This window comes from Castellaniella daejeonensis, from assembly GCF_039523555.1.
GTDB classification, from domain to species: Bacteria; Pseudomonadota; Gammaproteobacteria; order Burkholderiales; family Burkholderiaceae_B; genus Castellaniella; species Castellaniella daejeonensis.
Genome location: NZ_BAAAFN010000017.1, coordinates 75692 through 96853, shown reverse-complemented (window position 1 = coordinate 96853; position 21162 = coordinate 75692). Strand labels below are relative to the sequence as shown.

The 21162-nt window shown below is 66.6% G+C and carries 24 protein-coding genes; 16 read left to right on the top strand and 8 right to left on the bottom strand.

Features of this window, described 5'->3' with window-relative positions:
• The first annotated feature begins 8 nt into the window (after positions 1–8).
• On the top strand, positions 9–1814 hold the full coding sequence (gene ggt / locus ABD022_RS14120) for a gamma-glutamyltransferase (RefSeq protein WP_343822001.1): 1806 nt from the start codon (positions 9–11) through the stop codon (positions 1812–1814).
• Positions 1815–1848: 34 nt separating this feature from the next.
• Here ggt and ABD022_RS14115 read toward each other — a convergent pair whose 3' ends face one another.
• From ABD022_RS14115 to ABD022_RS14080, 8 genes are all read right to left on the bottom strand, one after another.
• Complete coding sequence (locus ABD022_RS14115; protein ID WP_325127031.1) at positions 1849–3528, bottom strand: AMP-binding protein; 1680 nt, start codon at positions 3526–3528, stop codon at positions 1849–1851.
• A gap of 20 nt (positions 3529–3548) precedes the next feature.
• Positions 3549–4262: a chalcone isomerase family protein gene (locus tag ABD022_RS14110; protein WP_325127033.1), complete on the bottom strand. Its 714-nt coding sequence runs from the start codon at positions 4260–4262 to the stop codon at positions 3549–3551.
• Positions 4259–4786, bottom strand: a complete 528-nt coding sequence (locus ABD022_RS14105) for a DUF4442 domain-containing protein (RefSeq protein WP_325127035.1) — start codon at positions 4784–4786, stop codon at positions 4259–4261. Before ABD022_RS14105 ends, ABD022_RS14110 begins: the two co-directional genes overlap by 4 nt.
• Before the next feature lie 22 nt (positions 4787–4808).
• Positions 4809–6146 (bottom strand): OmpP1/FadL family transporter, encoded by a 1338-nt coding sequence (locus ABD022_RS14100; protein WP_343822026.1) that lies wholly within the window; start codon positions 6144–6146, stop codon positions 4809–4811.
• Between the two features lie 253 nt (positions 6147–6399).
• On the bottom strand, positions 6400–8322 hold the full coding sequence (locus ABD022_RS14095; RefSeq protein WP_343821999.1) for a 3-hydroxyacyl-CoA dehydrogenase NAD-binding domain-containing protein: 1923 nt from the start codon (positions 8320–8322) through the stop codon (positions 6400–6402).
• Position 8323: 1 nt separating this feature from the next.
• Positions 8324–9613, bottom strand: a complete 1290-nt coding sequence (locus tag ABD022_RS14090) for an acetyl-CoA C-acetyltransferase (protein WP_343821996.1) — start codon at positions 9611–9613, stop codon at positions 8324–8326.
• Positions 9613–11958, bottom strand: a complete 2346-nt coding sequence (locus ABD022_RS14085) for an acyl-CoA dehydrogenase (RefSeq protein ID WP_343821994.1) — start codon at positions 11956–11958, stop codon at positions 9613–9615. Before ABD022_RS14085 ends, ABD022_RS14090 begins: the two co-directional genes overlap by 1 nt.
• Positions 11955–12617: a TetR/AcrR family transcriptional regulator gene (locus ABD022_RS14080; protein ID WP_343821991.1), complete on the bottom strand. Its 663-nt coding sequence runs from the start codon at positions 12615–12617 to the stop codon at positions 11955–11957. Before ABD022_RS14080 ends, ABD022_RS14085 begins: the two co-directional genes overlap by 4 nt.
• A 177-nt stretch (positions 12618–12794) precedes the next feature.
• On the opposite strand from ABD022_RS14080, the gene ABD022_RS14075 reads away from it, so the two are divergent.
• The 15 genes from ABD022_RS14075 (at position 12795) to rpsM (ending at position 21161) form a co-directional block, all read left to right on the top strand.
• Positions 12795–14690, top strand: coding sequence for an EAL domain-containing protein (locus ABD022_RS14075; RefSeq protein ID WP_343821988.1), 1896 nt, complete (start codon positions 12795–12797; stop codon positions 14688–14690).
• A gap of 287 nt (positions 14691–14977) precedes the next feature.
• Positions 14978–15346, top strand: a complete 369-nt coding sequence (gene rplN / locus ABD022_RS14070; protein ID WP_043678954.1) for a 50S ribosomal protein L14 — start codon at positions 14978–14980, stop codon at positions 15344–15346.
• A gap of 10 nt (positions 15347–15356) precedes the next feature.
• On the top strand, positions 15357–15677 hold the full coding sequence (gene rplX / locus ABD022_RS14065) for a 50S ribosomal protein L24 (RefSeq protein WP_325126067.1): 321 nt from the start codon (positions 15357–15359) through the stop codon (positions 15675–15677).
• Between the two features lie 14 nt (positions 15678–15691).
• Positions 15692–16231, top strand: a complete 540-nt coding sequence (gene rplE / locus ABD022_RS14060) for a 50S ribosomal protein L5 (protein ID WP_325126065.1) — start codon at positions 15692–15694, stop codon at positions 16229–16231.
• A 9-nt stretch (positions 16232–16240) separates the two neighbouring features.
• The gene (gene rpsN / locus ABD022_RS14055; RefSeq protein WP_269356061.1) at positions 16241–16546 is read left to right on the top strand and encodes a 30S ribosomal protein S14; all 306 of its coding nucleotides are present in this window, start codon (positions 16241–16243) and stop codon (positions 16544–16546) included.
• 11 nt (positions 16547–16557) lie between these two features.
• On the top strand, positions 16558–16953 hold the full coding sequence (gene rpsH / locus ABD022_RS14050; protein ID WP_343821982.1) for a 30S ribosomal protein S8: 396 nt from the start codon (positions 16558–16560) through the stop codon (positions 16951–16953).
• 13 nt (positions 16954–16966) lie between these two features.
• The gene (rplF, locus tag ABD022_RS14045; protein WP_343821979.1) at positions 16967–17500 is read left to right on the top strand and encodes a 50S ribosomal protein L6; all 534 of its coding nucleotides are present in this window, start codon (positions 16967–16969) and stop codon (positions 17498–17500) included.
• 21 nt (positions 17501–17521) lie between these two features.
• Positions 17522–17887, top strand: coding sequence for a 50S ribosomal protein L18 (rplR, locus tag ABD022_RS14040; RefSeq protein WP_343821977.1), 366 nt, complete (start codon positions 17522–17524; stop codon positions 17885–17887).
• A gap of 9 nt (positions 17888–17896) precedes the next feature.
• Entirely contained in the window at positions 17897–18418 is a 522-nt protein-coding gene (gene rpsE, locus ABD022_RS14035; RefSeq protein WP_325125219.1) for a 30S ribosomal protein S5, read from the top strand.
• 3 nt (positions 18419–18421) lie between these two features.
• A complete protein-coding gene (gene rpmD / locus ABD022_RS14030) occupies positions 18422–18607 on the top strand; it encodes a 50S ribosomal protein L30 (RefSeq protein ID WP_043678932.1) in 186 nt (61 codons plus the stop codon).
• Positions 18608–18617: 10 nt separating this feature from the next.
• Positions 18618–19058, top strand: coding sequence for a 50S ribosomal protein L15 (gene rplO, locus ABD022_RS14025; protein ID WP_325125223.1), 441 nt, complete (start codon positions 18618–18620; stop codon positions 19056–19058).
• A gap of 9 nt (positions 19059–19067) precedes the next feature.
• Entirely contained in the window at positions 19068–20393 is a 1326-nt protein-coding gene (gene secY, locus ABD022_RS14020) for a preprotein translocase subunit SecY (RefSeq protein WP_325125225.1), read from the top strand.
• 5 nt (positions 20394–20398) lie between these two features.
• A complete protein-coding gene (infA, locus tag ABD022_RS14015) occupies positions 20399–20617 on the top strand; it encodes a translation initiation factor IF-1 (RefSeq protein ID WP_043678924.1) in 219 nt (72 codons plus the stop codon).
• 31 nt (positions 20618–20648) lie between these two features.
• Positions 20649–20762, top strand: coding sequence for a 50S ribosomal protein L36 (rpmJ, locus tag ABD022_RS14010; RefSeq protein WP_003805360.1), 114 nt, complete (start codon positions 20649–20651; stop codon positions 20760–20762).
• A gap of 33 nt (positions 20763–20795) precedes the next feature.
• Positions 20796–21161: a 30S ribosomal protein S13 gene (gene rpsM, locus ABD022_RS14005; protein WP_043678921.1), complete on the top strand. Its 366-nt coding sequence runs from the start codon at positions 20796–20798 to the stop codon at positions 21159–21161.
• The last annotated feature ends 1 nt before the right edge of the window (position 21162 follow it).

Below are 21162 nucleotides of genomic sequence, written 5' to 3'. Positions count from 1 at the left end.
GCAAGCCCATGAAATCGTTTGCCGTGAAATTGCCGTACCTGCGCTGGCTGGGCGTGGGGTTGCTGAGCCTGCTGTCCGCCTGCGCGGCGCCTACGCCCACCGCCGTGTCCGGCGCCGGTCCGGTGGCGCCGGAACCCGTCACCGCGCCCGCCACGCAAGCCGCCGCATCCGCCTACGAGGCCGGGCTGGACATCTTCCACCCGGTCGTCGCGCGCCACGGCATGGTGGTGTCCGAGCAGGCGCTTGCCAGCCGGGCCGGGCTGGACATGCTCCAGGCCGGGGGCAATGCCGTCGATGCAGCCGTCGCCGTCGGCTTCAGCCTGGCAGTGGTCCTGCCCAATGCGGGCAATCTGGGCGGCGGCGGCTTCATGATGGTGCATACCGCCCTGGACGGCAGGAATATCGCCCTGGACTTCCGCGAAACGGCGCCCGGCCGCGCCACGCGCGACATGTACCTGGATGAGCAGGGGCAGGTGGCCGACGGCCGTTCCTTGTTCACGCACCTGGCGGTCGGGGTGCCGGGCAGCGTCGCAGGCCTGGTCCATGCCCAGCGGCGCTGGGGAAAGCTGCCCCTGGCGCAGGTCATGGCGCCGGCGATCCGCCTGGCGGAACGCGGCTATCCGGTCAGCCCGACGCTGGCACGGGCCCTGGCCGGCAACGCCGGGGCCATGGGGCGCTGGCCGGCTACGCGAGCCGTTTTCTGGCGCGGCGGGCGGCCCCTGCAGGCCGGCGATCGTCTTGTCCAGAAGGACCTGGCGCAGTCCCTGCGCCAGATCGCGGCCCAGGGGGCCGATGCCTTTTATCGCGGATCCATCAGCCGCAGGATCGTGGCCGAAATGGCGCGGCACGGCGGCCTGATCACCGCGCAGGACCTGGCCCGGTACCGCGTGGTCGAGCGCGAGCCGATCGTGGGCGATTACCGGGGCTATCGCGTGATCACGATGCCTCCGCCCAGTTCCGGGGGCATCCACCTGGTGCAGATCCTGAACATGATGGAAGGCTGGCCGATCGGCGAATGGGGGGCCGGCAGCGCCCGCACCATTCACCATATGGCGGAAGCCATGAAGCTGGCCTATGCCGACCGGGCGGAATACCTGGGAGATACGGATTTCGTCCGGGTGCCGGTGTCGGGGCTGGTTTCCAAGGCCTATGCCCGCCAGCTGGCCGCCACGATCAGCGATGCACGCGCCCGGCCCTCGTCCGATATCCGGCCGGGCCGGCCGCAGCCTTATGAAAGCGACCAGACGACGCATTATTCGGTGGTGGATGCCGCCGGCAATGCCGTCGCCGTCACCTACACCCTGAACACCAATTTCGGCAGTGGCATCGTGGTTCCGGGAACCGGCATCCTGCTGAACAACGAAATGGACGATTTTTCCGCCAAGCCCGGCGTCGCCAACGTCTATGGCCTGATCGGCGGCGAGGCCAATGCCATCCAGCCCGGCAAGCGGCCCCTGTCGTCGATGACGCCGACCCTGGTCATGAAAGACGGCAAGCCCTGGCTGGTGACCGGCAGTCCGGGCGGCGCGCGCATCATCACCACCGTGCTGGAAGCCGTGGTGGATGCCGTCGATTTCCGGATGAACCCGGCCGAGGCCGTCGCCCAGCCGCGTTTCCATCACCAGTGGTGGCCGGATGAGTTGCGGGTGGAAAAGGGCATCAGCCCGGATACCCTGGCACTGCTGCGCCGTTATGGCCACCACGTGGCCGTCAAGCCTGCCATGGGTCGGGTCCAGACCATCCAGGTACGGGACGGCAGACTGTACGGCGCCTCGGATCCCCGCGATCCCGACGGCGCCGCGCTGGGGTACTGATGCGGTCCGCGGCAGGCCGCGGACCGGTGCGGGGCTAGGCCGGCCGCTGCGTTCCTTCGTTGCGCAGTTCCTTGCGCAGGATCTTGCCGACGTTGCTGCGCGGCAGGTCTTCGCGGAATTCGACGAACTTGGGCACCTTGTAGCCCGTGAGCAGCTTGCGGCAGTGCGCGATCACATCCGCTTCGGTCAGGTTCGGGTCCTTGCGGATCACATAGAGCTTGACCACTTCGCCCGAGGCGCCGTTGGGCACGCCGATGGCGGCGGCTTCCAGGATGCCGGGGTGCTCGATGGCGGCGGCCTCGATCTCGTTCGGGTACACGTTGAAGCCCGACACCAGGATCATGTCCTTCTTGCGGTCCAGCAGGAACACATAGCCCTTGTCGTTCATGTAGCCGATGTCGCCGGTCAGCAGCCAGCCGTCTTCATCGAAGACCTTGGCGGTTTCCTCGGGGCGGTTCCAGTAGCCTGCCGTAACCTGGGGCCCCTTGACGCAGATTTCGCCCTGTTCGCCGATTGCCATGGTGCGGTTGTCGTTGCGCACGGCGACGTCGGTGGACGGCACCGGCAGGCCGATCGAACCGTTGAAGTCGATCTTGTCCAGCGGGTTGATGGTCACAGCGGGCGATGTTTCCGTCAGCCCATAGGCCTGGGCGATCGGTTTGCCGGTGGTCTGCAGCCAGCGCTGCGCGATGGCTTCCTGGACGGCCATGCCGCCGCCCAGGGTGATGTTCAGGCCGCTGAAGTCCAGCTTGGCGAAATCGGGGTTGTTCAGCAGGGCGTTGAACAGCGTGTTCACCCCCGTCAGGGCCGTGAATTTCGCCTTGCCCAGTTCCTTGACGAAGCCGGGAATGTCGCGCGGGTTCACGATCAGCAGGTTGCTGGCGCCCAGCCGCATGAAAGTCAGGCAGTTCGCCGTCAGTGCGAAGATATGGTAGAGCGGCAGCGCGGTCACGATGCATTCGCGGTCGCCCTGGCAGTAGGGCCGCACCCAGGCGTAGGCCTGGCAGACGTTGGACACCAGGTTGCCGTGGCTCAGCATGGCGCCCTTGGCGACGCCCGTGGTGCCGCCGGTGTATTGCAGTGCCGCAAGGTCGGCGTGCTTCAGCGTGGGGCGCTGGTATGGCGCCCGCGATCCCTCGGCCAGTGCGTCGCGCAGGCGCACGGCGCCCGGGATGTTCCAGGCCGGCACCATCTTTTTCACGTGGCGGACCACCAGGTCGGTGATCAATCCCTTGGGGAAGCCCAGCATCTCGCCCAGCGAAGTCACGACCACGCGCTTGACTGCGGTGCCGGGCATCGCCTGCTGCAGGGTGTGGGCGAAATTTTCCGCCACCACCACGGTATCCGCACCGGAATCCGTCAGCTGGTGGTGCAGTTCGTGGGGCGTGTAGAGCGGATTGGTGTTGACCACCACCGCGCCCGCCATCAGCGTGCCGAACAGGCAGATCGGATACTGCAGCAGGTTGGGCATCATCAGCGCCACGCGGTCGCCCCTGGCCACGCCCCGGGCCTGCAGCCAGCCGGCGAAGGCGCGGGCCTTTTCCATCGTCTGCGCATAAGTCATGGACGCACCCATGCTGACGTATGCCGTGTTGCCGGCATACTGCCTGCAGCTTTCCTCGAACAGGTCGACCAGTGAATCGTAGGCGGTGGCCTGGTCGGTGATGTCAGCCGGCACTCCTTCGGGGTAGTGTTCCAGCCAGATGCGTTCCATGATGCGGTTCCTTTGTGTGATCAGTTGTGTTTGGATTCCTGCCCCAGCAGGGCTGCCTTCAGGGATTCCTGGGCCGGATGGGCGCCCAGCCAGACCTTCAGGAGCGCGGTGGCGAAACGAGGATCCTTGACCTCTCCCAGAGCCTTGCCCTTGAATGATACCGAGACCGTTCCCTGATTGAAAACGATGTCCACCCGGTCGCCCGAGGCGCCTTCGCCGCCCGTCTTCATGAAATCCTCGAAATGGGCGATCGTGTCGGCCATGCTGCGCAGTTCTTCTTCGGTGCAGTTGGCCTTCAGGCCATCGTTGAGCGCGTCGGTCAGCGCCTTGCTGTTGATGTCGCGCAGCAGGGTCAGGCGCAGCAATTGCGGCTCGGTGCCGTTCAGGATCGCCTCGGCGTCCTGGGTTGGCTTGCCCCGGTACAGGGCGGCGACATAGACGTGGAAGACGAATCGCTGACGCAGCCCGGCACCGTTCAGGACCAGGTCGTGGCCCGCGACCGACTGCTGTTCCGGCACGTCCACATTGGCCACGGTCAGCGCCAGGGCCGGCGGCGCCGCGCACAGGCCGGCGGCGGCCAGGGCCAGCGCGGCGAATGCGCGCGCCGGGTGGCCCCAGGCGCGGAACGCTCCCCCGCGGGGGCGGTGCGCCGCGCCGGAAAAGGTCGATGCGCCGTGCGCAAGGCCGGTTTGCGCCGGCCGGCCGGAATCGATCGGCGTGTTCGGGTGGGTCATGATGCGTCTCCCGCCGCGTCGAAGCGCGGCTTGCGTTGTTTGTAGTAGGCCTTGTCGGCCAGGTAGATGGTGCGCCGGACTTCCGTGTGCACCGTGCCGTCGGCGTCCTTCAGGTCCACCTGGTAGACCCGCTCGGCCTCGTGATTGCGGTCCAGCTCCTCGCGGATGCCGCGCAGATCGTCCTCGGTCAGGATGAAATCCGCGTACAGCGTGCGGAATGCGGGCTTGCGGTAGCGGATCTCGGCGGCCTTGTCCCAGATGATGGCGTCCCGGTCCAGCCGCGCCATCAGCATGCCCACGTGCACGCCGTCGGTCACGGCGAACAGCGCGCCGCCGAAAAGCGAACCCACGATGTTGCGCGTGCGCCGTGTCAGCGCCAGGCGCACGCGCACGTGCAGCAGGTCGTGGGATACGTATTCCACCCGGCCGCCCGTCGAGCGGAATGCCGGGTGGAGATTGAAGCCCGTGCGCATGGCACGCGCCCGCCACCGGGGCGGCAGGCGTTTCAACTGCGACAACTTCATGCCAGGCTCACGGTCCGCTCGCTCAGAACTGGTGCGAGAACTGCACGCCGATCAGGTCTGCGCTGCTCTTGTAGTCGCCCTTCAGCACGCCCGCGTGTTGGGGATCGGACGTGTTGTTCACCGAAGTGCTCTTCACGAACAGGTGGGCGTAGCCGATGTCGACCTTGGTGTTCTTGTTGAAGCGGTATTGCGCGCCCAGGGACACCCAGTAGCGGTCGTTGTCCGGCAGGGAAGCGGGGCGGAAGGCGTCGTCGCGCACCGGCGACTGGTCCCAGGCCACGCCGCCCTTGAAGGTCCAGGCATCGCTGTAGCGGTAGTGCGCGCCCAGGGCCACGCGCCAGGCGTCCTTGAAGCGCAGGTCGAGCTTGGCGTCGGGGATGCCGCTGTTCTGGATCTTCAATTCCGGGATGCTGCTCCAGCCCGTCCAGGACACGTCGCCCAGCAGGGTCCAGCGGTCGTTCAGCTGGTGGACCACGCTGAAGATGGCGGTGTCGGGCAGTTCGACCGAGGTCTCGGCGTCGTGGGTGCCGATGACGCCCGCGCTGGTGAGTACACCGGCCGCCGTGGCATTGAGCGTCCGGTTGCTGACCCTGGTGGTGCCGTCCGCGTCGATCTTGACCTTGGAACGGTAGGACAGGCCGAAGCGCGTGTCCGGGGTGGCCTGCCACAGCAGGCCGGCGTTCCAGCCCCAGGCGTCGCCCTTGGCCTTGACGCGGGCTTCAAGATCGCCGTTCATGCCGGCAGCGGAGTCCAGGAATGCATACTGCGCCTTCCGGTAGTCCGCGTCCAGCTGCATCCAGTTCACGCCCAGGCCGAAGGACAGGGTGTCGGTGGCCTTGAAGGCGATGGACGGATTGATGTTGATGCTTTCGATGGAGAATTTCTCCGAGTGATAGCGGCCGGCCCAGCCTTCCTCGTAATCGGTCATCAGGCCGAAGGGCGCGCCCACGCCCAGGCCCAGCCAGATGCGCTGGTTCACCTGCCAGGTGAAGTAGGCGTTGGGCACGGCGGCCCAGGTGCCGGCATCGCCGCCGTCGGGACCGCCGGTCGGCTGGCCGCCGAATGGGCCCAGGAAATTGTCGCCGAAGTACGTCGGTCCGGTCGTGCCCCCATTCGAGAACTTGAAGCTCGGCTTGATCGCCACGACGCCCGCGCTGACGTTCATGCCCGGCAGCATCGTCATGCCGGCGGGGTTGTAGTAGACGGTGCTGGCGTCGTCCGCGATGGCGGCGGAGCCGGCATAGGCGCTGCCCAGGCCGCTGGCGTTCTGTTCCAGCAGCTGGAAGCCGGCGCCGTGGGCGATGCCCATGGTGCCCAGGCCCAGGATCAGGGCCGACAGGGTCTTGAGCGAGTGTTGCATTTTCATCGTGTCACCTCCGGATTGTGTGATGAAAAGTCGTCTTCGTGCGCAGGCGTGCCTGCATTTCGTGTATTGCCCGATCAACCACATCGGGCTTGGGGTTAAAATCAGGGGATGCACGTCCCCGGGCCGCGCAGGGTCAAGTGCGGCCTTTCAATTCGAGTAGGCAAAACCCCTCCCCGCCGCGCGGTGAGGCACAGCGTCGTTCGGGTCAGCGGCGGGTCGCCGGGATCAGTCCGGCATCAGGGCAGAATCAGTCGTCTTCGGGTGTCATGGGTCCCCCTGTATAGGGCGCGTAGCCCGTCCCGAAGATCACGCCTGCATTGGCGAGTTCGGAATCGGCGACGACGCGGGCCGCCAGCTGGCGGCGGGTGGCATCGATCAAAGGTTGCAGCAGCCGGTGCGCCAGTTCGGGCGGGGCCTTGCCGGCTTCGGCGCGCACGGGCTTGCCCTCGCGCCAGCGGTAGAAACCCCGGCCGGATTTGCGGCCCAGTTCGTTGCGTTCCAGATGGCGCGCCAGGCAGGCGGGCGGCGTGGCCTGCCCGGTCAGTTGGGCGCCGGCGTCGCGGGCGATGTCCAGGCCGACGGTGTCGATGAGTTCGAGCGGGCCCATGGGCATGCCGTAGGCCTTCATGGCGGCGTCGATGGTTTCCGGGCGCAGGCCCTCGTCCACGCAGCGCATGGCTTCCAGCATGTAGGGTGCCAGCACGGCATTGACCAGGAAGCCGGGCACGCTCTTCACCGGCAGGGGCAGCTTGCCGATCCGGGCGACGAAGGCGCAGGCGGCCGATTGGGCGCGCGGATCGGTGCCGTCGGCGGCCACGACTTCGACCAGGGGCATCTTTGCCACGGGATTGAAGAAATGGATGCCGACCAGGCGTTCCGGGCGCTCCAGGTCGCGGCCGAGTTCCTCCAGCGACAGGCTGGAGGTGTTGGTCGCCAGCAGCGCGCCGTCTTTCAGGCGGGGCTCGATGGCGGCGTATAGGCCGCGCTTGGCATCCAGGTTCTCGCTGATGGCCTCGATGACCAGGTCGGCGCGGGCCAGGCCCTGGCCGTCCGGATCCGGAATCAGCCGGTCGGCTGCCAGCCGCGCCTCGCGGGCGGGGCGGATCTTGCGGGCATACAGCGCCTGGGCGCGGCCAATGGCCTGGGCGATGCGCGTGCGGTCGGTGTCCTGCAGGGTGACGGTCAGGCCCTTGAGCGCGCACCAGGCCGCGATGTCGCCGCCCATCACGCCCGCGCCCACCACATGGACGTGCCGCACGGGTGCGTGATCCCCGGCCTTGCCGAAGGACTTGAGGCGTTCCTGCATGCGGAACACGCGCAGCAGGTTGCGGGCCGTGTCGGATCGGACGATGGAGTCGATCAGGCTGGGCGCGGTCAGCGCGTTGCCGCCATGGTGCGCCCAGATTTCCAGGATGGCGCGCGGGGCCGGATAGTGCCCCTGAGGGTCGCGCTTTTCCAATGTCTTGCGGGCCTGGCGCAGCAGCAGCGGCCGCAGGATCGGATGGCTCAGCCAGGCGTCCCTGCCTTGCGGCCCGTTCACCGGCCGGCCCGACAGGACGTGGCGTGCGGCGGACTGCTCCGCCAGGCGGGGCGGCACGCACAGGTCCGCCAGGCCGGACGACGCGGCGCGGCGCGCGTCCAGCGCACGGCCGGTCAGCATCATGTCCAGGGCCAGCGGGGCGCCCACGCGCCGGGGCAGGCGCAGCATGCCGCCCCAGCCGGGAAAGATGCCCAGCATGACTTCGGGCAGCGACAGGCGCGTGTCGGGCTGGTCCACGACGATCCGGTAGCGGCACGCCAGGGCCAGTTCCAGGCCTCCGCCCATGCAATGCCCCTGGATCAGGGCCAGGGTCGGCCATGGCACCGCTGCCAGGCGGTTGAAGACCGTCCAGCCTAGCTCGATGAAGGCGCGCGCCGTGGTCGCGTCGTTCAGACGGGAGAATTCGTCGATGTCGGCGCCTGCGATGAACCCGGCGGCCTTGCCCGAATGGATCACCAGTGCCTTGGGCGGGGCGGACTGGAAATGGTCCAGGACGCGGCCCAGTTCTTCCAGCACATCGCGCGACAGCCGGTTGAGGGAGCTGCCGGCGCAGTCGATGGTCAGCCAGGTGATGCCTTCCGGGTCCGTCGTGCAGCGGAAATGGCGCAGGTCTGTGGATTCCAGGTGCATGTCAGCCCTCTTTGCAGAGTTCGATCAGCATGGCGCCGCCCTGGCCGCCGCCGATGCAGATGGTGGCCATGCCCCGGCGCAGGCCCCGGGCCTGCAGGGCGCGTACCAGGTGCAGCACGATGCGCGCGCCCGAGGCCCCCACCGGATGGCCTTGCGCGATCGCGCCGCCATCCACGTTCAGCCGGTCCATGTCCAGGTCTCCCAGTGCGCCGCGTCCCAGGTGCTCTCGGCACCATGCTTCATCGCGCCAGGCAGCGAGACAGCCTAGCACCTGGGCGGCAAAGGCTTCATTGATTTCCCACAAGTCCAGGTCGTTCAGGCCCAGGTCGTGGCGGGCCAGGATGGCCGAAGCCGCGTACACCGGTCCCAAGCCCATGACGGCGGGGTCCAGGGCGGCCCATTGGGCGTCGACGATCCGGGCGACGGGGCGCAGGCCGCGATCGCGCACGGCGCGTTCCGATGCCAGCAGCAGGAGCGCGGCGCCGTCGGTGACCTGGGAACTGTTGCCCGCGGTGATGTTGCCGTAGGGCCTGTCGAAGACGGGCTTGAGCCGGGCGAGCTTTTCCGGTGTGGAGTCGGCGCGGACGCCATCGTCCTCGGTGTACAGCGTGCCCCTGGCGTCGATCAGGGGCACGATTTCGTCGAAGGCGCCCCGGGCGCGCGCCGCCAGGACGCGGGCGTGGCTCTGTGCCGCATAGGCATCCAGCTGGGCGCGCGTCAGGCCGAAGCGATGGACCAGGTTTTCCGCGGTCTGTCCCATGGACAGGCCGATCACCGGATCGCTCAGGCCTTTCAGCAGGCCGATCACCGGCTTGAAGTAGGCGGGGCGGAAGCGCCGCAGCAGCGGCAGACGCTGCGCCAGGGTGCGGGCCTGGTTCCATTGGGCCAGCCAGTGGACCATTTCATCGGGGAACAGCAGGGGCGCGCGCGACAGCGCATCCACGCCGCCTGCCAGGACCAGGTCATGGCGGCCCGTCTGCAGGCCCATGGCGGCGGAGTCCAGCGCCTGCATGCCCGAAGCGCAGTTGCGCATCACCGTCCAGCCGGGCACGTGATCGCCGCAGCCAAGGCGCAGGGCGATCACCCGGCCGATGTTGGTTTCGTCGGCCGACGGCGCGGCGCAGCCGATCACGACCTCGTCCAGTTCGGTCGGGGCAAAGGGCTGGCGCAGCAGCAGTTCGCGGCCCGTCTGCACGGCCAGGTCGGACGCGGAGAACGGCCCCGGCGCATTGCGGGCCTTGAGAAAGGGGCTGCGGGCCCCGTCGATGATGTAGACGGGTTCGAAGGCCATCAGGATCGGGCTCCTTCGGATTCGGTGCGGGACGGCCCCTGGAAGTCCGGGGCAAAGTCGTCGACGGCGATCACGCGGTCGCGCAGCACGTTTCGCGCCCGGATGCGTTCCAGTTCTTCGTCGGTGAGGCCGCCGGCCGCGTGGACAGCCTCGGCCATGTCGCGCACATTGGCGCGCGGGTCTGCGGCCGGCAGCCGGCCGGCCTTTTCGAATTCGCGCATGCGGGCCTCGATGTCCTGCGTGTCCAGCACCGCTGCGAAGGCGGCTTCGATGGCGCCGACGGGCTCGCCGGGGTCGCGGGGGACGTAGGTGCCCCGGGTCAGGCGATCGCGCGCACCACCCGGCCGGGTGAGTGTGTCGGCCGCGGCCGCGGAAAGTTTGTCGGACGGCGCGGCGAACGGCCGGCCCCAGGGGAACAGCAATGCGCGCAGGGCCCAGGCCAGCGGGCGGCTGGGGAAATTGGCCAGCACGCCGCAGAATGCATCCTGGGCGCGGCAGAACGCGTCCTGGATCGCCCAGTGCGCCAGCGGCGCATCGGCGTCCTGGCGTCCCTCGTCCTGGTAGCGCTTCAGCGTGGCGGAGACCAGGTAGAGCTGCGACAGGATGTCCCCCAGGCGGGCGGAGATCGATTCACGCCGCTTCAGCGAACCGCCCAGCGTCAGCATGGACACGTCGGCCAGGGTGGCGAAGGCCGCCGAGAAGCGTGTCAGCTGCCGGTAGTAGCGGGCCATTTCCGGCGCGACTGCGGCATCGGGGCGGGCCAGCGCGGCGTTCGTGAAGCCGTGACCGATGGCGCGCAGCGCATTGATCGTGGTGTGGCGCACATGGCCCCAGAAGGCGCGGTCGAAGTCCCGCAGCCCCTGTTCCGGATCGGCGGCCTGGGCGGCGCGCATCTCGTCCAGCACATAGGGGTGGCAGCGGATCGCGCCCTGGCCGAAGATGATCAGGCTGCGCGTCAGGATGTTGGCGCCCTCGACGGTGATGCCCACGGGAATCTGCTGGTAGGCGCGGCCGAGGAAGTTCTGCGGGCCCAGGCAGATACCCTTGCCGCCGATGATGTCCATGCCGTCGTTGACCACGATGCGGCCGCGTTCGGTGACATGGTATTTGACGATCGCCGAGACGACCGCGGGCTTTTCGCCCAGGTCCACGGCGCCCGCCGTCATGACGCGCGCTGCGTCCATCAGGTAGGTGTGGCCCGCGATGCGCGCCAGGGCCTCGGCGATGCCCTCGAACTTGTGGATGCGGGTGCGGAACTGGTCGCGCACCACGGTGTAGGCGCCCACGGCGCGCGCGGTGAGCTTGGCCATGCCGGTGTAGGACGAGGGCAGCGAGATCGAACGGCCCGCCGCCAGGCATTCCATCAGCATGCGCCAGCCCTGGCCGGCCATGGCGGGCCCGCCTATGATGAAATCCAGCGGCATGAAGACGTCCTGGCCGCGCGTGGGGCCGTTCATGAACATGGCGTCCAGCGGGAAATGGCGGCGGCCGGTGTCCACGCCGGGGTGGTCGGACGGCACCAGGGCGCAGGTGATCCCCAGGTCGGGCTTGTCGCCCAGCAGGCCGTCGGGATCGTACAGGCGGAAGGCCAGCCCCAGGATGGTGCAGACGGGCCCCAGGGTGATGTAGCGCTTGTCCCAGGTGACGCGCATGCCCAGGACTTCGCGGCCCTGCCATTCGCCCTTGCATACGATGCCGTGGTCGGGGATGGCGGCGGCGTCGGAACCGGCCCAGGGGCTGGTCAGGGCAAAGGCCGGGATGTCCTCGCCGCGGGCCAGGCGGGGCAGGTAGTGGTTCTTCTGCTCGTCGGTGCCGTAGTGCAGCAGCAGCTCGGCGGGCCCCAGGGAATTGGGCACCATGACGGTGACCGACAGCGCGGAGCAGCGTGTGGACAGCTTGGCGACCACGGCGGAATGCGCCAGGGCCGAGAAGCCCAGCCCGCCGTATTCCTTCGGGATGATCATGCCGAAGAAGCGGTGCGTCTTGATGTATTCCCAGGCGTCGGCGGGGATGTCCAGGTCATTGCGCGTGACCTGCCAGTCGTTCACCATCGCGCAGACCGTTTCGACTTCGTTGTCCAGGAAAGCCTGCTCGGCTTCGGTCAGGCGCGGGGCGGGAATGGCGTGCAGGGCGCGGGCGCTGGGACGGCCGCGGAAGAGCTCGCCTTCCCACCAGACGGTGCCCGCCTCGAGGGCCTCGCGTTCGGTGTCCGACATGCGCGGCAGGATGCGGCGGAAGGTGCGGTACAGGGGGCGGCTGAGATGCCGGGTGCGCAGGTCGCGGTTGGCCAGCACGAAGGCGGCGGCAGCCAGCAGCAGGACAAGGAGGAAGAGCAGGAACGTCATGTGGGGGCTCCTGGCAGTGGGGCGCGCAGGCCGCCCAGCAGAAAGGCCATCAGGCGGCCGAGCAGGGCCTGGGCATCCAGGGAGGCGGTGCCGCCGGACAGGTTCATGGCCTGGCTGGAGCTTTCGGCGCCCATGATCGCGTAGGCCGTCGCGCCCAGCATGAAGTGGAAGCGCCAGACGATTTCCGTTTCCGGCACGCCGGGCAGCGAGGCCAGCAGCGCGCGGGTGAAACGGTGCGCGACCACCGAGCGTTCGGCGGCGAACAGGGCGCTGATGGCGCCGTTCGGGTCGGACATGGTGCTGGATTGCAGCGGCATGAAGGCGCGCCGCTCGGCGCCGGCGCTGCAGGCGTGGCGCACCAGGGGGCCGAAGTAGGCTTCGACGATGGCGGACGGCTTCAGGGGCTGGTCGCCCGCCTTGGCTTCGAGTTCGTCCAGGATCCGCAGACGTTCGTCGTTCAGTGCTTCCAGGCGGCGCTGGAACACGGCTTCGACCAGGGCGTCCTTGGAGCCGAAGTGGTAGTTCACGGCAGACAGGTTCACACCCGCGGCCTGCGTGATCTGGCGCATGGACGTGTTGTCGTGCCCCTGCTCGGCGAACAGCCGTTCGGCGGCGTCGAGGATGGCATCGCGGGTTTGGGTGGAGCGAGAAGTGGCCATGGATTAATTCAAACGTTTGTTTTAAAACTATACACAACCTGCCTGGATTGGGTATCCGTGTTACCCCTTAGACCTCTGGGGGGCAGGTGTGCGCCTGTGAATGGTTTCTTTGGGAAATGCCCCGAGCAGGATACACTTTCAAGGATTCGTTTCATTCGTTTTCCTAGAGGGTGCGCAATGGCCTCCGTGCGACAGCTGCTGGTGATTTCATCTCTGGTCATCGCCTGCATCCTGGTGGGCATGCTGGCGATGGGCACCAGCCTGATGGAACGTCGGCTCGATGCGCAGCTGCAGACCGACAGCGAAAATGCCGCCGCCACGCTGGCCCTGCTGGTGCGCGCGCAGCCCGATGCCGCCGCGCGCACGAAGGTGCTGGACGCAGCCTTCCAGCAGGGCCGTTTCGCCAGCCTGACCTTCACGCCCGACGACCCGTCAGCCGCCGTATTCCAGTCCAGCCGCCCGGGGAATTTTGCCGGGGATGCGCCGGACTGGTTCACGGCCCTGGCCGACATCCAGCCCCACCAGGCGTCCCGGCAGATCGCCGGCATCGGTGCGCTCAGGCTCACCCTGGACCCGGTGCCGGCGCGCGACGCGCTCTGGACGCACGTGCAGCAATGGACCTGGCTGGCCCTGGGGCTGGCTGCCTTCTGGGCCCTGTTCGTCGTTGCGCTGGTGTCCCGGGTGCGGCGCGAGCTGACCGCCGCCGCGGCCGAAGCGCCCGAAATCAAGATCAAGCGCACCGAGCCGGTCGAGGACGCCGAGCTCATGGACGATGTCCGAGAGCGCGTCGCGCCCACCATGGACGAGCAGATGGCGCGCATCGAGCGGCTGGAAATCGAGCTGAACCGCGATCCGGTCACCGGCCTGGCCAACCGCAGCTATTTCCTGAACGAGCTCAAGCGCATGCTGCGCGACGATTCCCGCCAGGGGGCGGTCAGCGGCTACGTCCTGCTGGTGCGCAGCCGCGACATGGGGCGCCTGCAGAACGAGACCGAACGCCAGGAACTGGACGACTGGCTGCGGCTTCTGGGCCGGCGCATCATCGAGCTGCTGAACGAAACGCCCCAGGCGCGCGCACTGCCCGCGCGGCTGACCGGCAGCGATTTCGTGGTGCTGTTTCCCGTGGGGGGCGGCCCCGAAGTCATGCGGCCCGTGCAGAAACTGCGCGAACTGCTGGAAACCCTGCGGGTCAAGCTCGACAGCCACAACCTGTCGCGCTGGGCCTATGCCCTGACGGACTACACCGTGCAGTGCACCCCAAAGGAAATCCTGACGCGCCTGGACCAGGCCCTGATGTGCGCCGAGAGCGCCGGTCACGAGGAAGTCGAATTCCTGTCCTACGCCGACCATGAAGACGGCGAACTGCTGATGGGCGAGGCGTCCTGGCGCACGCTGATCTGCCAGGCGCTGGACCACGACCGCCTGTCGCTGGACGTGCGCCGCGTCCAGTACGAGGGCGACGACATCGCCGAACGCTACGAGGCCGCGCTGGCGCTGCGAGAAGACGACCCCGACCAGCCGCGCATGTCCGGTTTCCTGTTCATGCCGGCCGCGGCCCGCCTGGGGCTGTCGCCGGCCTGCGACATGCGCGCGCTGTGCCTGGCGCTGAACTGGCTGGGCGAACACGACGGCATCCTGATCATTCGCATGTCGGTCGCCTCGATCCTGGATGCGCAATACCTGGATGAGATCCGCCAGATCTGCACCAACGCCGATCCCGAACTGCTGCACCGCCTGGTGGTGGAACTGGACGCCTACGGCCTGAACCGCCACCTGGATGCCTTCCGGACCTTTGCCCAGGGCATCATCGAGGCCGGCATGCACGTCGGATTGCGCGGCCTGGACCAGCAGCCCGATGCCCTGCGCCAGATCCACGAGGTCGACTTCGCCTACGTGAAGCTGGGCGGGGCTTTCGTGCGCGAGCTGCTGGCCAGCCCGGGCGGTGTCCAGCTGATGGTGGCCGTCACCGAGACTGCGATCGGCATGGGCATGCGCGTCTATATAGACGATGCCGAGGATCCGGGCACCCGCCGCATGGTGATCGAATACGGGGCGCTGCCGCGCGCCGCGTAGGCGCCAGCGCCCGGATGTGCAGGGTATTGCTTTTGCAGTCTGCCCTGTATATAATGGCTGTCTTGCCCTATAGGGTGCGGTTTGCCATCAGCCCATTTATGCGCATGGCATGCATTGCATCCTGGTCCGGGGCAATGGCAGTTATCGAATTTCAACCCAGGGTGTACTTGGCCAACCAATTGGCGGACCCAAGCGGCTAGCCAAGTATGCCTGACGGGACCAAAACTGGCTGCGTTGCCGGGGGTTCATGCCCTGGGCTTCGTTGTTAAGTTGGAACAGGAAAAATCATGATCCAAATGCAGACCACGCTGGACGTGGCCGACAACACGGGTGCGCGTTCTGTGATGTGCATCAAGGTGTTGGGCGGCTCCAAGCGCCGTTATGCCGCCATTGGCGACGTCATCAAGGTGTCCGTCAAGGAAGCGGCCCCCCGCGGGCGCGTCAAAAAGGGCGAAATCTACAACGCCGTGGTGGTGCGTACCGCCAAGGGCGTCCGCCGCAAGGACGGCTCGCTGATCCGCTTCGGCGGCAATGCGGCCGTGTTGCTCAACGCCAAGCTCGAGCCCATCGGCACGCGTATCTTCGGACCGGTCACGCGCGAACTGCGCACCGAAAAGTTCATGAAGATCGTGTCCCTGGCGCCCGAAGTGCTGTAAGGAGCCGATCATGCAAAACATTCGCAAAGGCGACGAAGTCATCGTGCTGGCCGGCCGCGACCGCAGCCGCCGTGGCACCGTGCTGGCCCGCGTCGGAGCCGACCATGTGCTGGTCGAAGGCATCAACGTCGTGAAGAAGCACGTCCGCGGCAACCCCATGGCGGGTACCCAGGGCGGCATCGTCGACAAGACCCTGCCCATCCACATCTCGAACGTGGCGCTCTACAACCCCGAAACCGGCAAGGGCGACCGCGTCGGCGTCAAGGTCGTGGACGGCGTCAAGGTTCGCATTTTCCGCTCCAACGGCGCCGTCGTTGGCGCGAAGGCATAAGGGGCGCGCACAAAATGGCTCGTTTACAAGATTTTTACCGCTCCAAGGTCGCTGCCGACCTGCAGGCGAAATTCGGCTACAAGTCGGTCATGGAGGTGCCCCGCATCACCAAGATCACCCTGAACATGGGTGTGTCCGAAGCCGTCGCCGACAAGAAGGTCATCGAGAACGCCGTTGGCGACATGACCAAGATCGCCGGCCAGAAGCCCGTGATCACCAAGACCCGCAAGGCCATTGCCGGTTTCAAGATCCGCGAAGACTACCCGATCGGCTGCATGGTCACCCTGCGCGGCCAGCGCATGTACGAATTCCTGGATCGCCTGATCTCGATCGCTCTGCCCCGCGTGCGCGACTTCCGCGGCGTGTCGGGCCGTGCCTTCGATGGCCGCGGCAACTACAACATCGGTGTGAAAGAACAGATCATCTTCCCGGAAATCGAGTACGACAAGATCGACGCCGTGCGCGGGATGAACATCAGCATCACCACCACCGCAAAGACCGACGAGGAAGCCAAGGCGCTGCTGAGCGCATTCAGCTTCCCCTTCCGCAACTAAGGGGCTGACGTGGCAAAACTTTCCCTCATCAATCGCGACATCAAGCGCGCCAAGCTGGCCGAGAAATTCGCCGCCAAGCGCGCCGCGCTGAAGGCGATCATCGCCGACCAGTCGAAATCCGACGAAGAACGCTATCAGGCTCGCCTGGCGCTGCAACAGCTGCCGCGCAATGCCAACCCCACCCGCCAGCGCAATCGCTGCGTGGTGACGGGCCGCCCCCGCGGCGTGTTCAGCAAGTTTGGGCTGACCCGCCACAAACTGCGTGAAATGGCCATGCGCGGCGAAGTGCCCGGCATGACCAAGGCCAGCTGGTAGGAGAAACACACATGAGCATGAGCGATCCCATCGCCGATATGCTGACCCGCGTGCGCAATGCGCAGATGGTCAACAAGACGTCGGTTTCCATGCCCTCCTCCAAGCTGAAGGCGGCCATTGCCGCCGTGCTGAAGGACGAAGGCTACATCGAGGATTTCCGTATCGGTGGCGAACAAGCCAAGCCGCAACTGGAAATCATCCTGAAATATTATGCCGGCCGTCCGGTGATCGAGCGCATCGACCGCGTCTCGCGTCCCGGCCTGCGTATCTACAAGAGCAGCAATGCCATTCCCCAGGTCATGAACGGCCTGGGCGTGGCGATCGTCTCGACCCCCCGTGGCGTCATGACGGACCGCAAGGCCCGCGCCAACGGCGTCGGTGGCGAAGTGCTCTGCTACGTGGCATAAGGAGATTTCAACCATGTCACGCATCGCCAAATACCCCGTCGCGCTGCCGAAAGGCGTCGAAGCCACCATCAGCGCCGGGCAGATCGTTGTCAAGGGCCCGCTGGGCACCCTGACCCAGTCCCTGGACGGCAATGTCCGGATTTCCCAGGAAGACGGCCAGCTGACCTTCGCCGCCGCCAACGATTCCCGCCAGGCCAATGCCATGTCGGGCACCGTGCGCGCGCTGGTGAACAACATGGTCACCGGTGTCAGCGCCGGCTTCGAGCGCCGTCTGAACCTGGTCGGCGTGGGTTTCCGCGCCCAGGTCCAGGGCAACACCCTGAAGCTGCAGCTGGGCTTCTCGCATGATGTCCTGCACGATATCCCCAACGGGATCAAGATCGAATGCCCTTCCCAGACCGAAGTCGTGGTCAAGGGCGCCGACAAGCAGGCCGTCGGCCAGGTCGCCGCTGAAATCCGCGCCTATCGCGAACCCGAACCCTACAAGGGCAAGGGCGTGCGTTATGCGGATGAACGCGTGATCCTGAAAGAAACCAAGAAGAAGTAAGCACGCAGGCAAGGACGAATCATGGACAAGAAAATTTCCCGTTTGCGTCGTGCCGCGGCTACCCGCCGCAAGATTCACGAACTGCGCGTGCATCGCCTGGCGGTGCATCGCACGAATCTGCACATCTACGCCAACATCATTTCGCCGGAAGGCGACCGCGTGCTCGTCAGCGCCTCGACGCTCGAGCCCGAAGTCCGCAAGGAACTCGCCAGCCAGAAGGCCAACGGCGGCAACGCTGCCGCCGCCAGCCTGATCGGCAAGCGCGTGGCCGAGAAGGCCAAGGCTGCCGGCATCGAACTCGTCGCCTTCGACCGTTCGGGCTTCCGTTACCATGGCCGCGTCAAGGCGCTGGCCGAAGCCGCGCGTGAAGCCGGCTTGAAGTTCTAAGGGAATCACATGGCTAAAGCACAAGGCAAGCACGCTCCGGAGCAGGAACGCGACGACGGCATGCGTGAAAAGATGATTGCGGTCAACCGCGTCAGCAAGGTCGTCAAGGGCGGCCGCACCATGAGCTTCGCCGCGCTGACCGTGGTCGGCGACGGCGACGGCCGCATCGGCATGGGCAAGGGCAAGGCCCGCGAAGTGCCGGTCGCCGTCCAGAAGGCCATGGAACAGGCCCGCCGCGGCCTGCTCAAGGTGGCCCTGAAGAACGGCACGCTGCATCACACCGTGGTCGGCAAGCACGGCGCCTCGACGGTGCTGATCTCGCCCGCCGCCGAAGGTACCGGCGTGATCGCCGGTGGCCCGATGCGCGCCATCTTCGAAGTGATGGGCGTGCGCAACGTCGTGGCCAAGAGCCTCGGCTCGAGCAACCCGTACAACATGGTCCGTGCGACCCTCAACGGCCTGCGTGCCTGCTCCACGCCCGCGGAAATCGCGGCCAAGCGCGGCAAGACGGTCGAAGAGATCCTGGGGTAAGACATGGCACAGAAGCAAATCAAAGTCACGCTCGTGCGCTCTGTCATCGGCACGCACAAGTCCCACCGCGCCACCGTGCGCGGCCTGGGTCTGGGCAAGGTGAACAGCAGCCGCGTCCTGGTCGATACGCCCGAGGTCCGTGGGATGATCCGCAAGGTGGATTATCTGGTCACCGTCTCGGAAGCCTAAAGGAATTCAGATGTCCGTCACTCAACTGAACACGCTCGCCCCCGCCGAAGGCGCCAAGCGCCCCCGCCGCCGCGTGGGCCGGGGCATCGGCTCGGGCCTGGGCAAGACTGCCGGCCGCGGCCACAAGGGTCAGAAGTCCCGCGCGGGCGGCTTCCACAAGGTCGGTTTCGAAGGCGGCCAGATGCCGCTGCAGCGCCGCCTGCCCAAGCGCGGCTTCACGCCGCTGGGCCGCCACCTGTTCGCCGAAATCCGTCTGTCGGACCTCCAGGCGCTGCCGGTCGAGGAAATCGACCTGCAGGTCCTGAAGGCCGCCGGCCTGGTGGGCGACCTGGTCCGCACCGTCAAGGTCATCAAGACCGGCGAACTGTCCCGCAAGGTCACCCTGCGTGGAATCAATGCTACGGCCGGCGCTCGCGCCGCGATCGAAGCGGCCGGCGGATCGCTGGCGTAAGGAGCGGCTGTGGCCAAAGCTCAGGCACATAAGCCCAGCGCGGGATACGGCGATCTCAAGCGCCGTATCCTGTTCCTCGTGCTCGCCCTGATCGTCTACCGCCTGGGGACTCACATCCCCGTGCCCGGGATCAATCCGGACGCGCTGGCCGACCTGTTCCAGCAGAACCAGGGCGGCATCCTGGGGCTGTTCAACATGTTCTCCGGCGGCGCCCTGGAACGCTTCTCCGTGCTGGCGCTGGGGATCATGCCGTACATCTCGGCAGCCATCATCATGCAGCTGCTGGCGGTGGTGGTGCCTGCGCTGGAAGCGATCAAGAAAGAAGGCCAGTCCGGCCAGCGGAAGATCACCCAGTACACCCGCTACGGCACGGTGTTCCTGGCCACCTTCCAGGCGATCGGCATCTCGGTGGCGCTGGAATCCCAGCCGGGCCTGGTCATCGATCCGGGCCTGCTGTTCCGCTTCACCACGATCGTGACGCTGGTCACCGGCAGCATGTTCATCATGTGGCTGGGCGAGCAGATCACCGAACGCGGCCTGGGCAACGGCATCTCGCTGCTGATCTTCGCCGGGATCGTCGCCGGCCTGCCCGGCGCGCTGGGCGGCATGCTCGACCTGGTGCGCACGGACTCGATGTCCATCCTGTCGGCCCTGTTCATCCTGGCCCTGGTGGTGGGGGTGACCTACTTCGTGGTCTTCGTCGAGCGCGGCCAGCGTCGCATCACGGTGAACTACGCCAAGCGCCAGGTGGGCAACAAGCTCTATGGCGGCCAGTCCTCGCACCTGCCGCTGAAGCTGAACATGTCCGGCGTCATCCCGCCGATCTTCGCCTCGTCGATCATCCTGCTGCCCGCGACGGTCACCAGCTGGTTCTCCAGCAACCCGAACATGCGCTGGCTGGGCGACCTGGCCGCGGCACTGTCGCCGCAGCAGCCGCTGTACGTGACGCTGTATTCGGGCCTGATCATCTTCTTCTGCTTCTTCTACACGGCACTGGTGTTCAACAGCCGTGAGACGGCGGACAACCTGAAGAAGAGCGGCGCCTTCGTGCCCGGGATCCGTCCCGGCGAGCAGACCGCGCGCTACATCGACAAGATCCTCATGCGGCTGACGCTGACCGGAGCGATCTATGTCACGCTCGTCTGCCTGCTGCCCGAACTGATGCAGATGCGCTGGAACGTGCCCTTCTATTTCGGTGGCACGTCCCTGCTGATCATCGTCGTCGTCGCGATGGATTTCATGGCGCAGGCGCAGGCTTACATGATGTCCCAACAGTACGACTCGTTGCTCCGGAAGGCGAACTTCAAGGGCGCCACGGGCCTACCCATGCGCTGAACAACATGTCCAAGGACGACGTCATCCAGATGCAAGGGGAGGTCATCGAAAACCTTCCCAACGCAACGTTCCGTGTCAAGCTGGAAAATGGCCACATGGTGCTGGGCCACATTTCGGGCAAGATGCGTATGCACTACATCCGGATCCTTCCGGGCGACAAGGTCACAGTGGAGCTCACGCCCTATGATCTGTCGCGCGCCAGGATTGTTTTCCGCTCCAAGTAGGTAGCGGCCGGTCAAGAACCAGGAGATCACCATGAAGGTAATGGCATCGGTAAAGCGGATCTGCCGCAACTGCAAAATCATCAAACGTCACGGCGTGGTGCGCGTCATCTGCACCGACCCGCGTCATAAGCAACGCCAAGGCTAAGGCCGGGCATAACGGATTTCACGAGGAACAGTCATGGCCCGTATTGCTGGCATCAATATTCCGCCGCACCAACACGCCGAGATCGGTCTGACGGCCATCTTCGGCATCGGCCGCACCCGCGCCCGCAAGATCTGCGAAGCGACCGGCATCGAGTACTCGAAGAAGATCAAGGATCTGACCGACGAGGAACTGGAAAAGATCCGTGAACAGATCAACGGCTACACGATCGAAGGCGACCTGCGCCGCGAAGTGCAGCTGTCGATCAAGCGTCTGATCGACCTGGGCACGTACCGTGGCATGCGCCACAAGCGCGGCCTGCCGGTGCGCGGCCAGCGCACCCGCACCAACGCGCGTACCCGCAAGGGCCCGCGTCGCGCCGCAGCGTCCCTGAAGAAATAAC